This is a genomic window from Yoonia sp. MH D7 (assembly GCF_054439475.1).
In genome coordinates, this window is record NZ_JBTJCF010000001.1 from 3,027,611 (window position 1) to 3,043,246 (window position 15,636).

The following is a 15,636-nucleotide window of genomic DNA, read 5'->3' on the forward strand; positions in this document are numbered from 1 at the left end:
CAATTAAAATGCACAAATTTGACGATCTAGGGTTTTCTACCCACGTTAAGGTCATAAAACAAGGTGGTATTTGAAATCTGAAATTGCGCAACCGTCACTATGGGCAGATTAATTCCAGATATCCGACCCCGCGCGACACCAGCTGACGGCTTTTCACAATCACACCTGCGTCATTTATCCAATAAACATTGGTGAATCTGACGGACTCCGACACACAAGTCTCGTCGAAACGGTCAACTTGACTAGTTTTTCCTAGCGTTTCCACTGTTTCGATTCCCACAGAAGCGATGCTGCACTGCAACAGTTGTGTCGAAATTTGATCCAAACCGTCCAAATGTTCGACGCGTCTAACAGCTGTACCGCCACCGTCAATCAGTGCGTTCATCACTTGCGAAATATCGGCCGCCATCATGTCTTCGGCGAATCCCCGTGTCGCCACAAGCAGCCCGTTTTCAAGCGTAATAGAGATTTGGTCGGTGCCAATCCACGTCACTTTTGTCCCGTTGACACCTGCGGTGACCAGCGACGCTTGCTCCGGCGCCCCCGCCAGTGACATCAACATGAATGCGCCCGGATTGGCGTCGGCCGCCTCGCGTGTCAGGGCAGGTGCGGGCGCCGCCACTGGCTCCGCTCCCCCCGTAAACCGTGCTTTTACCATTTGCGAAAGGCCCGCAGCCGGCGATTCTTCGTTCAGCGGTCCGCAGGTGGCAAGGCTTGTGAGCGCCACGATACAAACCGCGCCGCGGATAAGGTTTTTGCAGATCATCGCCAGAAACGCCCCCATGAATCGGATAAATCCGCCACATGACCACCGCGTACTGTCTCGTAGAGCCGCCCGTCAACCGACAGCCGCGCTCCGCCGTCACGCGACAACGATTGAAGTGTGGTGCTGACGTCCTTGCGCGACGGTGAACCAATGAAATAGTCATAAGGGATAGTAACCTTGATGCCCTTATCAAACGAGCCCTCGCCAAACTGATCAAACGGCATATCGGTCAGCGTAAAGTAACCACCAACGCTCCAGCCATTCTGAAACTCGCGGTCCAGCGCAAAGGTCGCGCCCCAGTCACCCGCGAGGTATCGCCCGACATCAAGCTGCGCCTGATACCCCCCCACCGACATCGTAGTAAGCAGACAGATGCCCGGTCCCGACAGAATAATCATATTCGTCAAACTCGAACCCCATGTCGCGGTTACGCATCGCGGTATAATTCACCTCTGCACCTACGGCTAAACGGCTTCCAACAGGTTTCCACAATAGCTCCGCTGACACCCCGCCATGCATCTGTTCAAGGTAGCCAAGCGTGACCCGGCTATACACGTCAGGCGCAACCCGCCCGTAATGTGCCAAGGTCAGGGTTTGCAGCGTCGGATCGCCATCGCGCCCGTAATACGCCCCGTCGGTGCGCACGTTTTCATAGTCATTCGGGTTGTCGGTAAATGTGCTGGCCTCTTGCGCGCCTAACGCCGATTGCCGCACGCTTCCCGAAATAATCAGGTTCTTGTTTAAGGCATAGCGCCCGTCAAACTGCACACCGATATCCGCCTTCACAGGATCGGACCCGTTAAACAAAACCAGCGCCATGTAAGGGACGATACCCCACTGCCACTTGTCCTCCGCTTCCGGCCCGTCCAGCAAACCCGCATCCGGCCCCGCAGCCGTAAATCCGGCACGTTCCAACATGGCCTCGGAGGCACCAACAGTATTTTCTAGCCGTTCCAGATCACTACGGCGCAATGTCGTCTGCGACACAGCCACACCGCGCTGCATGGGTTCTAGGATAAATGTCTCGATCGAGGCAGGCATCACCTGGCTCATCATCCGTGAAACACGCCCGATGGCCTGCGCTTCACTGCGGTAACGAGTGTTGTTATAGCGCACCCGCGCCTGACGGTCGCTGACTTCAAGCCCGTCCAGCGTGATTCCCTCAACCACCAATAGCTGCGCCAACGCGGCACGCAATGCGGGCTCGTTTGACCGATCCCAAGTGGTCGCAGCACGCGCATCTTGCGGGCGCACTTTCAACGGCGCGGGCGCAAGATCAAGCCCACTTAATCCGGGCCGCTTTTCAGGGTTCAGCAGTGTGGTAAAGCTCAGGTAATAGTCTGATCCATAAATATAGCCCGCGTTCAGTTCCATGTTCGAACGCGGACGATAGGTCACGCCAAAGTTAAAAGGCGAAGCATGATCGATCGCAGGCGCAGAGGATTCGACCGGATAGCCAATCGATGACTACTCGGCCTTCACGCCCAGATTGCTAGAGATCTGATATTCCACACCGCCAAAAAGCGCCGCATCACCACGGAAAAACTGTTTGGCCGAAATCGTGCCGCCTGTGCTGCCTTCGCTTGTCGCATCGCGATCATCGTAAACGGGTCGATTATCAAAGTAGTCTGAAATCGCACTCAGCGGATTATCAAAGCTGTTCTGGGTCCCCATGCGCCCCCAGCCGATCCCGCCCGTCGCGATCAGATTGGGACCAAAGGATTTGGAAGCCACGAAATACTCAGACCCAAACCGCCCCGTGCCGAGGAAATCGCGGAGACCAAAGGCAACGGCGGGTAAATACGTCGTCTCGTCGCGCAACCAGTATTGCAGATCGAAACTGCGATCAAAGGTTTCGACGACAGGGTCGTTCAGGTCTTCGCTATAAACATCAAACCCTGCGTAACGAAAACTACCCGATAGATTTGGCGTCAGTTGATAGGTGAATGACGTCCGGTAGCCACCGTTCGGGAATAGGCGAAGGTCGCGGCAATATCACTTGGATCCGCGCTTTCAGCAGTGGGCATTTCGATCAAACCAGGCGTGCCGAAGATAGTATAGCTTGGGCCTTGCTGGGCCTGCGCGGACGTGGCCGCAGCAAGGGCAAACACCCCCACACTATTGCGATAAACTGAACGTGCCATAGTTGATCCCCCGACAAAATACTGCGCCAAGGTTAACTTGGCCGGCATGGAATTGGAAACCCGAATGTCACGAATTGCCCGACGCATGACGAAATATGCCGACAAACGCAAAACATCCAGTCAATGCCGTAAAAAATGCACAGTTTATTAGGACCTTAACTGCAATGATCGCGCTATGATCGTGTCACATAAATGTAGATTTGTCCTTTTCGCTGACCCCTTAGGTGCGGGTGCGCAAGTTTTGCGCGCCTTTTCACCTTGGGCAGATGTAACTGTTGGACCCCGCCCCGACCGCAATCAGGGACATATGTTTTTTCAAAACATGACCCCGCACGAGGCTGAATGGGCCTTTGATGCATCGGGACTGGCGTTCCGAAGCTATCTGCGGATTTCAATCACCGAACATCCGTTCACCCGCCTTGCGCGGCTTTATGATCGCATCGCGCAAACCGATATGGTGTGGCAGTTGCGTCATCTTGCGGGCATGAAACCGCCAGAGTTTAAGCAGTGGCTGCACCGCACCCGCCCCGACGGAATTGGCGCAGGAAACCGCAATGGTCCGCGTTGGCGTCAACACGGCGCATGGTCTGCAAAAACATGGGAAAGCGGTCGTATCGACCACACAATCCGCGTTGAATCCATCGAGGACGATCTGCTGCCGGTCTTGGCCGAACTCGGCATCGCTCCCGGCTTGGACGAAATCCAGACCGAAACACTGGACCGAGAAAGCTGGATGAGCCGTTTTGACCCAGAGGCCACTGCCCTGATGAGCAAGCGATACGCGTGGGATCTCGCGCAATACGGATATGCAGCACCAAGGTTTCGTAAGGTTGCTTAAGCGAGGTATGCCGCCGCGTGTTGACCTGCGGCGCGCCCTGTCGCAAGGCAGGCGTTAATAAGATAGCCGCCTGTTGGTGCTTCCCAGTCAAGCATTTCACCTGCGCAAAAGACCCCTGCTCGGTCGCGCAGCATGAACCCGTCGAGCGCATCAAACCGGACACCGCCCGCCGTCGAAATCGCCTGATCCATCGGGCGCGGGCCGTTGTGTGTGATCGGCAGAGCCTTGATAAGTATCGCCAGATCGTCGGGGAAAGGCCGTCCGAATTCAGACATTAACGCGATTTGCACGGGATCCAGTTTCAGCGTTTTACGCAAATGGTTAGACAGGCTGTTTTTACCGCGTGGTCGCGCCAGCGCCTTGCGAATACCCGAGATTGTCCAGTCTGGCATCAGGTCCAGCATCAGCGGCGCGCCTTCACGCATTGCACGGCTGACCATATAAATCCCGCCGCCTTCGATCCCCTGTGCGGAAATCACGACCTCGCCGCGTGATGTTTGATTGCCCGCAGTTAACGCCACCGACTTGAGTGGCTTGCCGAAATGTGCGGCCATGTGATCGGACCAGTCCACCACAAATCCCATGTTCGCAGGCGCAAATGGCGCAACACTTTCGGGCAGATAATCGGCCCAAGCTCCATCAGAACCAAGCCGCGCCCAGCTTGCCCCACCCAGCGCCAAAACCACGCGGTTGGCGGGTAAGGCGACACGCCCGTCGGGTGTGTCAAAAATCGGCACATCCCCATCCCAACCGACCCAGCGATGGCGGGTTTTCAGGGTCACACCTGCCGTGTCCAGTCGTCGTATCCATGCCCGCAACAGTGGTGACGCTTTCATCGATTTCGGAAAAACGCGCCCTGTTGATCCGGTGAATAACGGCTGGCCCAACCCCTCTGCCCAAGCCATCACGGCCGTTGGTCCAAAGGCGGCAAGTGCGCCTGTCATTGCATCTGACGTCTTGCCGAAATTAGCGAGGTAAACTGCCAAATCTTCGTTTTTTGTCAGGTTTAGACCCGATTTTCCAGCCATCAGAAACTTGCGCCCGACAGATGGCATCGCGTCCACGATTGTGACCTTTAACCCTGCGGCGGCCATGGTTTCAGCAGCCATCAGCCCTGCCGGACCAGCCCCGATCACGAGTGCATCATTCATTGTGGCAGCCCGCCTTTGATTTCCACAACGCGGTGCGGATATGGGATTTCAATATTGTTGTCTTTCAGTGCGTTCCAGATCAGGAACAGCACGTCAGAGGTGTATTTGTTATTGCCGTCGTCGATCCCGTTGACCCAGAATTCGACGGCAAAATCAATGCCGCTATCGCCAAATCCGCGCAGCTCGCAATCGGGTGGTTCGGGTGTATTTAACACGCCCGGATGGGTGGCGACTGCAGCTTCGATAATCGCGGGGACCTTGTTGATATCTGTGTCGTAGCTGACAGAGAATGCCGCTTCTAGACGGTTAGCAGAGCCGCTGTCGGAATAGTTAACGACGCGCGTGGTGATGAAATCTTCGTTTGGCACCACGATCCAGCGCCCGTCGAATGTCTCCAGAACCGTTGCGCGCGCTGTCATTTTAATGATCGTGCCTGCCTCGCCGCCGTCGAGTTCAACGTAGTCACCGACGGTTGCCTGCCCCTCGATTAGCAGAATCACGCCAGAGATAAAGTTCGACGCGATCTTTTGCAGGCCAAAGCCAAGCCCGACACCAATCGCCCCGCCCAAAAGCGCAAGCGATGCAAGGTTCACGCCCATGATGTTCATCAATAGCAGGAACGCGAAGCCGAAAATCGCGAATTCGGCAACTTTGGTTAGCAGTTGCCTGATCGCGGGGCGCATCCGTTGCCGTTCGATATAGGCCACTGATTGGCTGTTGGACCAGTGCCCAAGCCAGAAAAGCAGACTGCCCGCGATGACACCGCGCACCAGCGCCAGCACGCTGAAATTAATGTTGCCAATCGAGACGCCTGTCTGCGCAAGCCCGAGCATCACAGGATCAAGGACGCCCAGCGCGTAAAGCGCACCAATCGGGATGATGACATATTTTCCGAGCAAATGCAGGAACGGATCGGTCAGGATATCCCGCACAAAGGCCCGCAGCACAAGAAACAGGAACACCCGTTTTCCGAATGCGATGATCGCCCCAGATCCGAAGAGCGACCGCGTGACCTGTTCGCCAATCGCGGTAAATCCGTAGGCGAATAGCGGCAAAAGCAGCGGCAAAAGAAAGATCATAAAGCGCCGTACTTTTGACAGCAGCGTTGCGCTGTCTGATCGGGGTGCAAGCAAGATCAAAAGTTTGGGGGTGACAATCCGGTTGACCAGAACCGCCAGCAGATAAGCCCCCACAAGCAGCGCGAATTGCGTCCATGCGGCTGGCGTCAAAAGCCATTCAAGCGCGAGTTTGTATCCTTGATCAAACAGCGCTAGCCCTTTTTCGATAATCGCGTTTGACTGTTCCATAGTGGCGTTTTCCCGTTCGGCTTAACCCCTATTGCCTGTTGCGCCCGTTTAGAGCAACGCTTTGATGCCCGCGACGTGATCTAGCGTCGCGTCGCGTGTGTCTTGGACGAGTGTCTTGACGCTATCCGCCAATCCGTCAGGCGCACATATTTGGTCGATCAGCCCCCATCCAAGCGCTTGTTCGGTAGGGATTTTTGTCCCCCCATCAGGATCATTTTTGTCCGCGCTGGCCCGATCAGGTTGCGCATGCGTCCAGGGTCACTTGGCTGTGGCAGATAACCCAGCTTCATCACGGGATAGAAAAAGTTGGCCCCCTGCACCGCGATCCGCAGGTCACAGGCCAGAACCATGCCAAATGCGCCACCTGCCACAGTGCCGTTCAGCGCCGCGATTGTCAGCCCTTTGTGCGCGGCAATTGCGCCTGACAGCTGTTCCCATAGCGGGCTCGTCGCCAAACCTGCGCGCGCGGCATCAAGGTCGGCACCTGCACTAAACACGCGGCCATTTCCGGTGAGGATCAGCACCTTTGCCGCTGTAGCGCCCTCAACGATATCAATAAGTTGTGTTAGCATTTGGGGTGTCAACGCGTTGGCCTTGTCGGGGCGGTCGAGCGTGATCGTCCAGCAGTCGCCGTCTTTGGCGAGCCCGATCATGACAGGCCCACTGCGTCGCGTACCGCCTGTTCGCGCAACGACACATCCTGGCCAAGATAGCTGTCTGCCGCAGGCGAGCACATCCAGACCAGTGCTTTTGCGACCCATTCAGGTGGAATGTGTTCGGACCAGTCGAGTTTGCTAACGGCGTTCATACCCGATGCTTTGATGTCGCGCTGCATCTGTGTTGCCACGGTTCCGGGCGACAGGCCCATAACGCGCACGCCTTTTTCGCGCGCCTCCAGATCAGCCATACGGGTCATCATATAGGCGCCGGCCTTTGAGCTACAGTAGGCAGACCAGCCCTCTACAGGACCATGCGCAGCGCCTGATGACACGGTTAAAATCGTGCCGTGTCCTTGGGCAATCATGCCGGACAACACTGCGTGCATGCCGTAGAAAACGCCCTTGAGATTGATGTCGATGACCCGTCCCCATGCATCAGGGTCGGTGTCGGTGATGTGTCCGATGGGGTCTAGCGCGCCTGCGTTGCCGATATAGACGTCCAGCCCGCCGAATGTTCGTGCTGTGGCGGCAACGGCGGCTTCCACCTGTGCATGGGTGGCGACATCGCAAGGAATTGCCAGCGCTTTGGCCCCGATATCGCCTGCGATTTGCGCAATCTCATCGACCGAGCGAGCCAGAAGGGCTACATTTGCCCCCGCTTTTGCAAATTCATAAGCTGCCGCCTTGCCGATTCCACGGCTTGCGCCAGTAATCATGACCGTTTTCCCGCTCATTTCGAAGTTTTTCATGTCATGTCCCTTTTTGTCCGCGCGCGGTACCGCTACGTTATGGCTAGAATTCCCGACCTTGACACAAAGCGCAAGGCGCACAACATTTTCAAAAGGATCAAGACATGACCCATATTACCCCCTTGCGAAGCGCCGTAAGCGCGATTGCTTTGCTTTGCGCCACCACGGCATCTGCTGACGTAACCGCTGCCGAAGTTTGGGCGGACTGGCAGGAGAGCCTTGCGATGTACGGCAACGGCGACGTTACGGTCGGGGCGGAAGCAATGGACGGGGATACCCTGACTGTATCAGGTATCGCGCTGGCGTTTGAGGACGAGACCGTGAAGGTGGCTGCCGACGTGGGCGACATGCAGTTTCAGGAACTCGGCGACGGCACTGTTTCAATTACGGGTGCAGCCTCCTTTCCGATGGTCATCACCACGGACGAAGGCGGCGATATCAAGGTTACGATCACACAGACCGGCTTGAAAATGATCGCCAGTGGTACAGCCGCCGATTTGAATTATGCGCTTAGTGCCGATCAATACGCGTTCAATATGGACGAGGTGATGGTCGATGGCGAGAAAGTCGAAGCTGATATCCGCTTTGCAATGAATGACGTGACCGGTGGTTATACTGTGAGAACCGGCGAGATGCGCGATATTGCATATTCGCTGGACGTGGCGTCGCTGGATATGTTGGCTGATATTATCTCGCCGGAAATCGCGGGCGATTACGTCACCTTTAGCGGCAAAATTCAGGACCTTTCAACAACGGCTGAAATGACCCTCGCTTTGGCGGAAAACATTGAATCGCCTGAGGATATGTTCGCAAACGGTTTTGCGTTGGATGCGGCCTATGAATATACTGGTGGCGATTACATCTTTGATGTGAGGTCCGAAGGCGATCAGGCATCCGGCACAGCCAGCACAGGTGCTGGTACACTGGCGATGAAAATGGATGCCTCGGCAATGTCTTACAACAGTTCCGTGAAAGACCTGGACGTTGCGTTGAACGGTGCCTCTATGCCGTTCCCCATCGAGGTCAGCATGGCTGAATACGGGTTTGGCGTTGACATGCCAGTGGCCAAGACCAAAGAGCCCGCCGATTTTGGCTTGCGCGTGAACCTGACTGATCTTGCTGTGAACGAAGCGATCTGGGCGATGGTCGATCCTGCGGACGCAATTCCGCACGACCCTGCCACGATCCTACTGGACCTGTCGGGAAAGGCATCGTTGTTCTTTGACCTGTTCGATCCGGCCCAAGCCGAGGCTATTGCAGAGGCGGACGTTCCGGGCGAATTGAATGCGCTGACGCTGAACGATCTTCAGCTGAAAATGGCGGGTGTTGATGTGCAGGGCAGCGGTGATTTCACCTTTGATAACACTGACACAGTGACATTCGACGGGATGCCCCGTCCTATGGGTGATGCGACAGTGAATATCACCGGTGCAAATGCGCTGATCGACAGCCTTGTGCAGATGGGCTTGTTGCCAGAAGAGCAGGCGATGATGGGCCGTATGATGATGGGCATGTTTGCACAGTCAACAGGCGACGATGCGTTGACCGCCACACTGGAAATCAACGAAGAAGGCCATGTGATCGCAAACGGTCAACGTCTTCAGTAAGCCTAACTCGCGTGGTCCATGACTTGCACAGGACCACGCGGGCGACTACCTGAAAGAGGAACAAAGGATATCTTATGACTACGCCTCTTTCTGATCTGACCCAACAACTGCTTGATCTGGCCCGCCGTGCGGGCGCGGATCACGCCGATGCCATCGCCGTTGATGGCACCTCTGTTTCCATTGATGTTCGTGCTGGCGCGCTTGAACACGCCGAACGCTCCGAAGGGGTCGAGGTAGGTTTGCGCCTGCTGGTCGGCCAAAAACAGGCCTGTGTATCGTCGTCTGATACCAAACCTGATACGCTGGCGCAGATGGTCGATCGCGCAATGGCCATGGCCCGCGAGGCACCCGATGATCCCTATGCCGGGCTTGCCGATCCGTCCCAACTGGCTGCAATGACTGATAATAGCGGGCTGGAATTGTTTGATCCCAGTGCCGAACCTGACCCCGCCGAATTACAAGAACACGCTGCCCGCGCCGAGGCGGCGGCACTTGAAAACAAGGGCATCTCGCAGGTCCAATCCGCCTCTGCCGGTTATAGTAAAAACCGGATCCACATGTCTGCCAGCAACGGGTTTTCCGCAGGCTACACCCGCACCAGTCGCGGGCTGTCATGTGTTGCGATCAGTGGCACGGGGTCCGCGATGGAGCGGGATTACGATTATGATAGCCGCATTTTCCAAAACGAATTGCGTGACCCTGTCGAGATTGGCCGTATAGCTGCGGCACGCGCTGTTGAACGCACCGGTGCGCGTCGACCCAAGACAGGCGCGTATCCTGTGCTGTTTGATGAACGCATTTCAACTGCGCTGATCGGGCATCTTTTGCAGGCGACCAATGGCGCGGCTATCGCGCGTGGCTCTAGCTGGCTGCGTGATGCGCTGGGCGAGCAGGTTCTGCCAAAGGGTCTGTCGATCATCGAGGATCCGCACCGTTTGCGCACCTCGTCGTCGCGCATGTTTGACGCCGAAGGATTACCCACCGCGCGCCGCGCGATTGTTGATGATGGGGCGTTGACGGGTTGGACGCTTGATCTGGCAAACGCGCGTAAACTGGGAATGAAAAGCACCGCAAACGCGTCGCGCGGCACCTCTGCGCCGCCCTCGCCAAGCCTGAGCAACATCGCCTTGACCCAAGGCGACCAGACCCGCGCAGAGTTGATTGCGCAGATGGGCACCGGGTTGCTGGTGACCTCGATGATCGGGTCCACAATCAACCCCAATACCGGCGATTATTCGCGTGGCGCGTCTGGTTTCTGGATCGAGAACGGCGAGATTACCCACGCCATTAACGAATGCACCGTTGCCGGAAATCTGCGCGATATGCTGATGCGGATCACCCCCGCAAATGACGCGCAGACGCATCTAAGCCACGTTGTGCCGTCGCTATTGGTCGAGGGGCTTACCCTTGCTGGCGACTGACCTTGCGCTATTGACGCAAGCCGCACAGCGGTCGGGTGACATTGCAACCAGCTACTTTGGACAAAGCCCCGAAGTCTGGGAAAAAGCTGATGATGGTGGTCCGGTAACCGCAGCCGATTTGGCGGTTAACGTGATGTTGCAAGACACGTTGACCTCTGCGCGCCCCGACTACGGCTGGCTGTCAGAAGAATCCGAAGATAGCGTCACGCGCCTTGGCACCGAGGCGCAATTTGTGATCGATCCGATTGACGGCACACGCGCGTTTATCGCGGGCGCAAAAGACTGGTCCCACTCACTGGCCGTTGTGCGTGGCGGGCAGGTCACCGCAGCGGCGGTCTATCTGCCGATGCGCGATCTAATGTTTACGGCCGCACTGGGGCAGGGCGCCTTTTTAAACAACGCACCGATCCGCGCTTTGCAGAACACGCAGCTTTCGCAGGCCAAAATCCTGACGAACAAGGCGAGCCGCGACAAGAAATATTGGCGCGACGGAAAGTTCCCCGATAGCAAAATCGCATTTCGTTCGTCGCTGGCCTATCGTTTGTGCCTTGTCGCGCAGGGGCGGTTTGACGCGATGATTTCCTTGCGCCCAACTTGGGAATGGGACGTAGCAGCGGGGGCGTTGATCCTGTCCGAGGCAGGCGGCATGGCAACAACTCAAAAAGGCAGCCCAATCCGGTTCAACAATCCGCACCCCCAAATCGACGGTTTGATCGGCGGCGGCGGTATACACGGACCGCTTTTGGCGCAACTCGCTTGAGCGCAGGCGTTCAACAACATAGCATAAACATAAACCAACAACTTTTTTGAAAAGGGTTTCACATGACACAACGACTTCACCTCGTCTTTGGCGGCGAACTGATTGATCCATCCAAAAACGCGTTTAAGGATGTGAACGATATCGACATCGTTGGCATGTTCCCCGATTATGACAGCGCCTATAATGCGTGGAAAGGCGCCGCGCAGCGCACCGTGGATAACGCACATATGCGGTATTTCATTGCGCATATCCACCGCCTGCGTGATGAAGAAGCCGCGGCCTCTTCGACCGAAGAACTCGGCTCCTAAACCCGCCATGGCGCGTTTGCCGTTATTTGCCGCACTGCAAGCAGCAGTCAGTCCGACAGAGCGCGGTATGGTTGGTCCCGACACGCGGCCGCGCCCGAAAGGCACGGTGGTCTGGGCGCATTGCGCAGATGCTAAACAATTACCCGCGGTGAACATGCTGGCGCGCAGGCTGACCGAGGACGGCGAGGTGGTGACGATCATCGCGACCCTGCCTGACGCAAGCGAACCGGACGTGCAAATAAGCCCAAATACAAAACGCAGCACCCGCGCGTTTTTAGACCACTTTCGGCCCCGGATTGTCCTGTGGGTGGGTGGCACCATTGAGGCGGCGCCGCTGTTGGAAATTACCTCTGCGAAGATCCCTGCGATTTTTATCGAGGCCAATAGCGCCGATTTTGATGCGCCAAAAGCGCCGCGGATGCCACGCAGACCGCGCGCTGCACTTTCCAGTTTTGTGGAAATTCTGACCGTCAATCAGGCGACCGTTCAACGGCTTGTCAAGCTAGGTGCGGATCCGAAAAAAATCCGCATTATCGGACTGTTGGAGGACGGGGTGACGCCCCCGCCCCATAACGAAGCAGAGCGCGCGGATCTTGTCAGCACCCTGCACACCCGTCCGCTATGGCTGGCCGCTGATGTGCCGATGGACGAGCTGGGGTATATCACCGAAGCGCACCGACTTGCAGAAAGGCGCGCCCACCGCACGCTTTTGTTGTTGGTTCCGCGTGTCGCATCGCAGGGTGCGCAAATGGCCGAAAACCTGCGTGAAGCGGGGTTCACGGTTGCCTGTCGATCCACCGATGATCCGCCAAAAGATGCCACGCAAATATATATTGCCGATACCGGTGACGGGCTGGGCCTGTGGTGCCGGTTGTCGCCGATCACCTATCTGGGCGGCAGTTTAACGGACGGCGTAATTCCGGATCCGTTTGCGCCTGCCACGGTTGGGTCGGCGGTTCTGGTCGGGGCAAAAGCCCGCCAGTTTCACACACATCTGGCGCAGTTAAGGAAAGCGAATGCGCTGCACATGATCGCAGCACCTGCCGCATTGGGCGCCGCAGTCGAGATGCTTTTGTCTGCTGATTATGCCGCCCAACTGGCCCACGCTGCGTGGGACGTGACATCGCGCGGGGCGGATGCGACCAATGAACTTGTGACATTGATTTACACTTATCTTGATCAGGTGAATGCCTGATGCGCGCGCCCGATTTCTGGTTCACCGCCCCGGATAAACCCCGCCTGATAGCGCGGCTGCTTGCGCCTTTGGCTGCAATTTATGCGGCGGCCACGGCGCGGCGATTGGCAAAGGGCACGCCCTACCGCGCGCCCGTTCCGGTGATCTGCATTGGCAATATCAATGCAGGCGGCACCGGTAAAACGCCAACCGCCATTGCTGTCGCCCAGATTTTGGCCGAGATGGATGTGTGCGTGCATTTCGTCAGTCGCGGGTACGGCGGGTCATTGACTGGCCCTGTGCAGGTGCAAGACAGCGTTCATAAAGCGAGCGAAACTGGCGACGAACCGCTTTTGCTGGCGGGTTTTCACCCCACATGGGTCGCCAAAGATCGTGCTGCTGGCGTGCGTGCCGCGGTGGATGCGGGCGCGCAGGCGGTTATTCTTGATGACGGGTTTCAGAACCCGACGGTCGCCAAAGATTTGAATATCGTAGTCATTGATGCCGCGCGCGGGTTTGGCAACGCGCGGGTTATCCCTGCTGGACCGCTGCGCGAACCTGTTGATGTTGGCCTTGCGCGTGCCGATCTGGTGCTGGCGATTGGGGCGGGCGACGTGCCGCAAGCCACAATGCGCGGTCATCTCATGCCACTTAAAACAGGGATGATCTGGCAGGATATGCCCGTTCTGGCCTTTGCGGGCATCGGCAATCCAGCCAAGTTTTTCGCCTCTCTGAGGGCGGCAGGCGCAAATGTGATCCACGGCGAGGCCTTGGGCGATCACCAGCCGCTGACCTCTGCGTTGATGGTGCGTCTTGAGGCCGAAGCGAAGTTACGCCGCGCCCAACTCGTCACGACCGAAAAAGACGCAGTGCGCCTGCCCGACAGTTTTCGCGCTAAGGTGCTGACGTTTCCGGTGCGCCTGGCCTTTGATGATGCGCAACCGCTCTATGCCGCACTTGCCAAAATCGGGTTTCAGTCCAGTAAATCCTGATGCTCGCCCAGTTTTGGGGATGCGGTTTGCGTGACACTGTCGGTGTCCGAAAACACAACCGGCAACCGCACAGAGGGCACCCCGTCAAGATCAACACGCATACCGCGCGCTACGATTTGCGGATCGGTAAACACCTCGGCCATATCGTTGATAGGGCCTGCTGGCACGCCATGTTTCTCGCAAGCGTCAAGCAGGTCGGCCTTGGTCCAAGTTACGGTTTTCGCTTTTATAAGAACGGTCAGCGCGTCACGGTTTTCCAAGCGATCGGCATTCGATGCAAACTGCCCGCGCACATCCAGATCAAGCAAATCACACAGCTTGCCGAATTGCCCGTCATTGCCAGAGGCGATGATAATATACCCGTCCGCACAGTCAAAAACCGCGTAAGGCACGATGTTCGGATGCGCGTTGCCCAACCGCGTCGGCGCCGTGCCAGTCGCCAGATAATTCATGCCCTGATTTGCCATAACGGCCGTCGCTACGTCAAACAGGGCAATATCAATATGTTGTCCTTTGCCAGTCGTGTGCCGTTGCTGGACAGCCGCCAGAATTGCGGTGCTTGCATAAAGCCCGCTGAACAGATCCACGACCGCGACGCCGACTTTTTGTGGTTGTCCGTCCGGTTCGCCGGTAACCGACATCAGCCCCGACATACCTTGGATGATATAGTCGTAACCGGCGCGGTGCGCATAGGGGCCGGTTTGTCCAAATCCCGTGATCGAGCAGTAAATCAGGCGGGGGTTCAGCGCGGCGAGACTGTCATAATCCAAACCGTATTTTGCCAAGCCACCGACTTTGAAATTCTCGATTAGAATATCCGCATCTGCAATCAACTTGCGCAGTTGGACCAGACCTTCAGGGGTGCGAAAGTCGATGACAACCGACTTCTTACCCCGATTGCAGCTATGGAAATAGGCGGCGGAACGGTCGCCCTCGCGTGCGATAAACGGCGGCCCCCATTGGCGTGTATCGTCACCTGCGGGGGCCTCGATTTTTAGAACCTCGGCCCCCATATCGGCCAGCGTCTGACCAGCCCAAGGGCCAGCCAGAATACGCGCCAACTCGATGACTTTAAGACCGCTGAGAGGCTGCATTAGCCGCCAATCTTTTCGTCGATGATCTTTTGAAACTCGGAATAAGCCATGTTGGAATACTTCTCGCCGTCGATCATGAATGACGGGGTCGAGCTAATATCATCCCGCTTTGAATTTTCCTCGAACCAAGCAACAAGGCTTTGCGCCATATCGGCATCGTTCATACATTCGTCGAGCATTTCGTCGGTCAAGCCCGCCGTTTTTGCCAGTTTACGCAAGTCAGCGACGATGGTTGCCGGATCACCGCTTGCGGTCCATTCACGTTGCTTTTCATATATCAGACCGATCAAGCCATAGTAGCGCATTTCACCGCCGCACCGCGCAATCATCGACGCCCACAGACCAAAGCGGTCGAAAAAGATTTCGCGGTGGATGAACCGCACTTTGCCGGTATCAATGTAGTCGGCTTTCAATTTTTGGAACGTATCGGTGTGGAACGACGCGCAGTGCGGGCAGGTGAACGAGGCGTATTCAATGATCTCGACAGGCGCGTCAGCGGCACCCAAAACCATATCCGCAATCTCGGAAATCTCGCCAGTCGCCTCTTGCGCGTTCGCGGCCATCAGTGGTTCAAAATCGCCCGACGGACTACGCGTTAGCATATAACCGCCAAGGCCGAATACGGCTACGCCACCAAGAATAAAGTTTCTACGTTGCATTGGAATT

The 15,636-nt window shown here is 56.7% G+C and carries 15 protein-coding genes and 2 pseudogenes; 7 read left to right on the plus strand and 10 right to left on the minus strand.

Annotated features, from left to right (window positions below):
* Positions 1–97: 97 nt before the first annotated feature.
* From ACXLHR_RS15065 to ACXLHR_RS15080, 4 genes and pseudogenes are all read right to left on the minus strand, one after another.
* The gene (locus ACXLHR_RS15065; RefSeq protein WP_458792204.1) at positions 98–784 is read right to left on the minus strand and encodes a YjbF family lipoprotein; all 687 of its coding nucleotides are present in this window, start codon (positions 782–784) and stop codon (positions 98–100) included.
* Positions 763–1,122, minus strand: coding sequence for a YjbH domain-containing protein (locus tag ACXLHR_RS15070; protein WP_458792205.1), 360 nt, complete (start codon positions 1,120–1,122; stop codon positions 763–765). Before ACXLHR_RS15070 ends, ACXLHR_RS15065 begins: the two co-directional genes overlap by 22 nt.
* Positions 1,091–2,701: pseudogene (locus tag ACXLHR_RS15075) on the minus strand (YjbH domain-containing protein). The gene ACXLHR_RS15070 and the pseudogene ACXLHR_RS15075 overlap by 32 nt, the downstream one beginning before the upstream one ends.
* Positions 2,698–2,910, minus strand: a complete 213-nt coding sequence (locus ACXLHR_RS15080) for a hypothetical protein (RefSeq protein ID WP_458792206.1) — start codon at positions 2,908–2,910, stop codon at positions 2,698–2,700. The pseudogene ACXLHR_RS15075 and the gene ACXLHR_RS15080 overlap by 4 nt, the downstream one beginning before the upstream one ends.
* A 307-nt stretch (positions 2,911–3,217) precedes the next feature.
* Between ACXLHR_RS15080 and ACXLHR_RS15085 the strand changes: the two genes are divergently transcribed.
* On the plus strand, positions 3,218–3,748 hold the full coding sequence (locus tag ACXLHR_RS15085) for a hypothetical protein (protein WP_458792207.1): 531 nt from the start codon (positions 3,218–3,220) through the stop codon (positions 3,746–3,748).
* Here ACXLHR_RS15085 and ACXLHR_RS15090 read toward each other — a convergent pair.
* The 4 genes and pseudogenes from ACXLHR_RS15090 to ACXLHR_RS15105 all read right to left on the minus strand — a co-directional run bounded on the left by ACXLHR_RS15090 (position 3,745) and on the right by ACXLHR_RS15105 (position 7,614).
* Entirely contained in the window at positions 3,745–4,899 is a 1,155-nt protein-coding gene (locus ACXLHR_RS15090) for a TIGR03862 family flavoprotein (protein ID WP_458792208.1), read from the minus strand. The genes ACXLHR_RS15085 and ACXLHR_RS15090 overlap by 4 nt on opposite strands.
* Positions 4,896–6,206: a mechanosensitive ion channel family protein gene (locus ACXLHR_RS15095; RefSeq protein WP_458792209.1), complete on the minus strand. Its 1,311-nt coding sequence runs from the start codon at positions 6,204–6,206 to the stop codon at positions 4,896–4,898. The genes ACXLHR_RS15090 and ACXLHR_RS15095 overlap by 4 nt, the downstream gene beginning before the upstream one ends.
* 48 nt (positions 6,207–6,254) lie before the next feature.
* A pseudogene (locus ACXLHR_RS15100) lies at positions 6,255–6,859 on the minus strand (enoyl-CoA hydratase/isomerase family protein).
* On the minus strand, positions 6,856–7,614 hold the full coding sequence (locus tag ACXLHR_RS15105; protein ID WP_458792210.1) for an SDR family oxidoreductase: 759 nt from the start codon (positions 7,612–7,614) through the stop codon (positions 6,856–6,858). Before ACXLHR_RS15105 ends, ACXLHR_RS15100 begins: the two are co-directional and overlap by 4 nt.
* A 104-nt stretch (positions 7,615–7,718) precedes the next feature.
* Here ACXLHR_RS15105 and ACXLHR_RS15110 point away from each other — a divergent pair, with 104 nt between their 5' ends.
* The 6 genes from ACXLHR_RS15110 (at position 7,719) to lpxK (ending at position 13,876) form a co-directional block, all read left to right on the plus strand.
* Positions 7,719–9,221, plus strand: coding sequence for a DUF2125 domain-containing protein (locus ACXLHR_RS15110; protein WP_458792211.1), 1,503 nt, complete (start codon positions 7,719–7,721; stop codon positions 9,219–9,221).
* Positions 9,222–9,295: 74 nt separating this feature from the next.
* Positions 9,296–10,642 carry a TldD/PmbA family protein gene (locus ACXLHR_RS15115; RefSeq protein ID WP_458792212.1) on the plus strand — a complete coding sequence of 449 codons (1,347 nt, stop codon included), beginning with the start codon at positions 9,296–9,298 and terminating at the stop codon, positions 10,640–10,642.
* Complete coding sequence (locus tag ACXLHR_RS15120) at positions 10,629–11,402, plus strand: 3'(2'),5'-bisphosphate nucleotidase CysQ (protein WP_458792213.1); 774 nt, start codon at positions 10,629–10,631, stop codon at positions 11,400–11,402. Before ACXLHR_RS15115 ends, ACXLHR_RS15120 begins: the two co-directional genes overlap by 14 nt.
* 62 nt (positions 11,403–11,464) lie before the next feature.
* A complete protein-coding gene (locus tag ACXLHR_RS15125) occupies positions 11,465–11,710 on the plus strand; it encodes a DUF4170 domain-containing protein (RefSeq protein WP_458792214.1) in 246 nt (81 codons plus the stop codon).
* 7 nt (positions 11,711–11,717) lie between these two features.
* A complete protein-coding gene (locus ACXLHR_RS15130) occupies positions 11,718–12,905 on the plus strand; it encodes a 3-deoxy-D-manno-octulosonic acid transferase (RefSeq protein ID WP_458792215.1) in 1,188 nt (395 codons plus the stop codon).
* Positions 12,905–13,876 (plus strand): tetraacyldisaccharide 4'-kinase, encoded by a 972-nt coding sequence (gene lpxK, locus ACXLHR_RS15135; RefSeq protein WP_458792216.1) that lies wholly within the window; start codon positions 12,905–12,907, stop codon positions 13,874–13,876. The genes ACXLHR_RS15130 and lpxK overlap by 1 nt, the downstream gene beginning before the upstream one ends.
* On the opposite strand, the gene ACXLHR_RS15140 is transcribed toward lpxK, so the two are convergent.
* Both ACXLHR_RS15140 and ACXLHR_RS15145 read right to left on the minus strand, forming a co-directional pair.
* Complete coding sequence (locus tag ACXLHR_RS15140) at positions 13,858–14,970, minus strand: CaiB/BaiF CoA transferase family protein (protein ID WP_458792217.1); 1,113 nt, start codon at positions 14,968–14,970, stop codon at positions 13,858–13,860. The two genes, lpxK and ACXLHR_RS15140, sit on opposite strands and share 19 nt — an antisense overlap.
* Positions 14,970–15,629 (minus strand): DsbA family protein, encoded by a 660-nt coding sequence (locus ACXLHR_RS15145; RefSeq protein ID WP_458792218.1) that lies wholly within the window; start codon positions 15,627–15,629, stop codon positions 14,970–14,972. The genes ACXLHR_RS15140 and ACXLHR_RS15145 overlap by 1 nt, the downstream gene beginning before the upstream one ends.
* Positions 15,630–15,636: the final 7 nt, after the last annotated feature.

What these genes read in the sequence shown, in the direction of transcription:
- ACXLHR_RS15145 (WP_458792218.1), bottom strand. Translation starts at nt 15,629, where the DNA reads ATGCAACGTAGAAACTTTATTCTTGGTGGCGTAGCCGTATTCGGCCTT.
- ACXLHR_RS15070 (WP_458792205.1), bottom strand. Translation starts at nt 1,122, where the DNA reads ATGTCGGTGGGGGGGTATCAGGCGCAGCTTGATGTCGGGCGATACCTC.
- ACXLHR_RS15080 (WP_458792206.1), bottom strand. Translation starts at nt 2,910, where the DNA reads ATGGCACGTTCAGTTTATCGCAATAGTGTGGGGGTGTTTGCCCTTGCT.
- ACXLHR_RS15115 (WP_458792212.1), top strand. Translation starts at nt 9,296, where the DNA reads ATGACTACGCCTCTTTCTGATCTGACCCAACAACTGCTTGATCTGGCC.
- ACXLHR_RS15095 (WP_458792209.1), bottom strand. Translation starts at nt 6,206, where the DNA reads ATGGAACAGTCAAACGCGATTATCGAAAAAGGGCTAGCGCTGTTTGAT.
- ACXLHR_RS15140 (WP_458792217.1), bottom strand. Translation starts at nt 14,970, where the DNA reads ATGCAGCCTCTCAGCGGTCTTAAAGTCATCGAGTTGGCGCGTATTCTG.
- ACXLHR_RS15125 (WP_458792214.1), top strand. Translation starts at nt 11,465, where the DNA reads ATGACACAACGACTTCACCTCGTCTTTGGCGGCGAACTGATTGATCCA.
- ACXLHR_RS15110 (WP_458792211.1), top strand. Translation starts at nt 7,719, where the DNA reads ATGACCCATATTACCCCCTTGCGAAGCGCCGTAAGCGCGATTGCTTTG.
- lpxK (WP_458792216.1), top strand. Translation starts at nt 12,905, where the DNA reads ATGCGCGCGCCCGATTTCTGGTTCACCGCCCCGGATAAACCCCGCCTG.
- ACXLHR_RS15105 (WP_458792210.1), bottom strand. Translation starts at nt 7,614, where the DNA reads ATGAAAAACTTCGAAATGAGCGGGAAAACGGTCATGATTACTGGCGCA.
- ACXLHR_RS15065 (WP_458792204.1), bottom strand. Translation starts at nt 784, where the DNA reads ATGGGGGCGTTTCTGGCGATGATCTGCAAAAACCTTATCCGCGGCGCG.
- ACXLHR_RS15085 (WP_458792207.1), top strand. Translation starts at nt 3,218, where the DNA reads ATGTTTTTTCAAAACATGACCCCGCACGAGGCTGAATGGGCCTTTGAT.
- ACXLHR_RS15130 (WP_458792215.1), top strand. Translation starts at nt 11,718, where the DNA reads ATGGCGCGTTTGCCGTTATTTGCCGCACTGCAAGCAGCAGTCAGTCCG.
- ACXLHR_RS15090 (WP_458792208.1), bottom strand. Translation starts at nt 4,899, where the DNA reads ATGAATGATGCACTCGTGATCGGGGCTGGTCCGGCAGGGCTGATGGCT.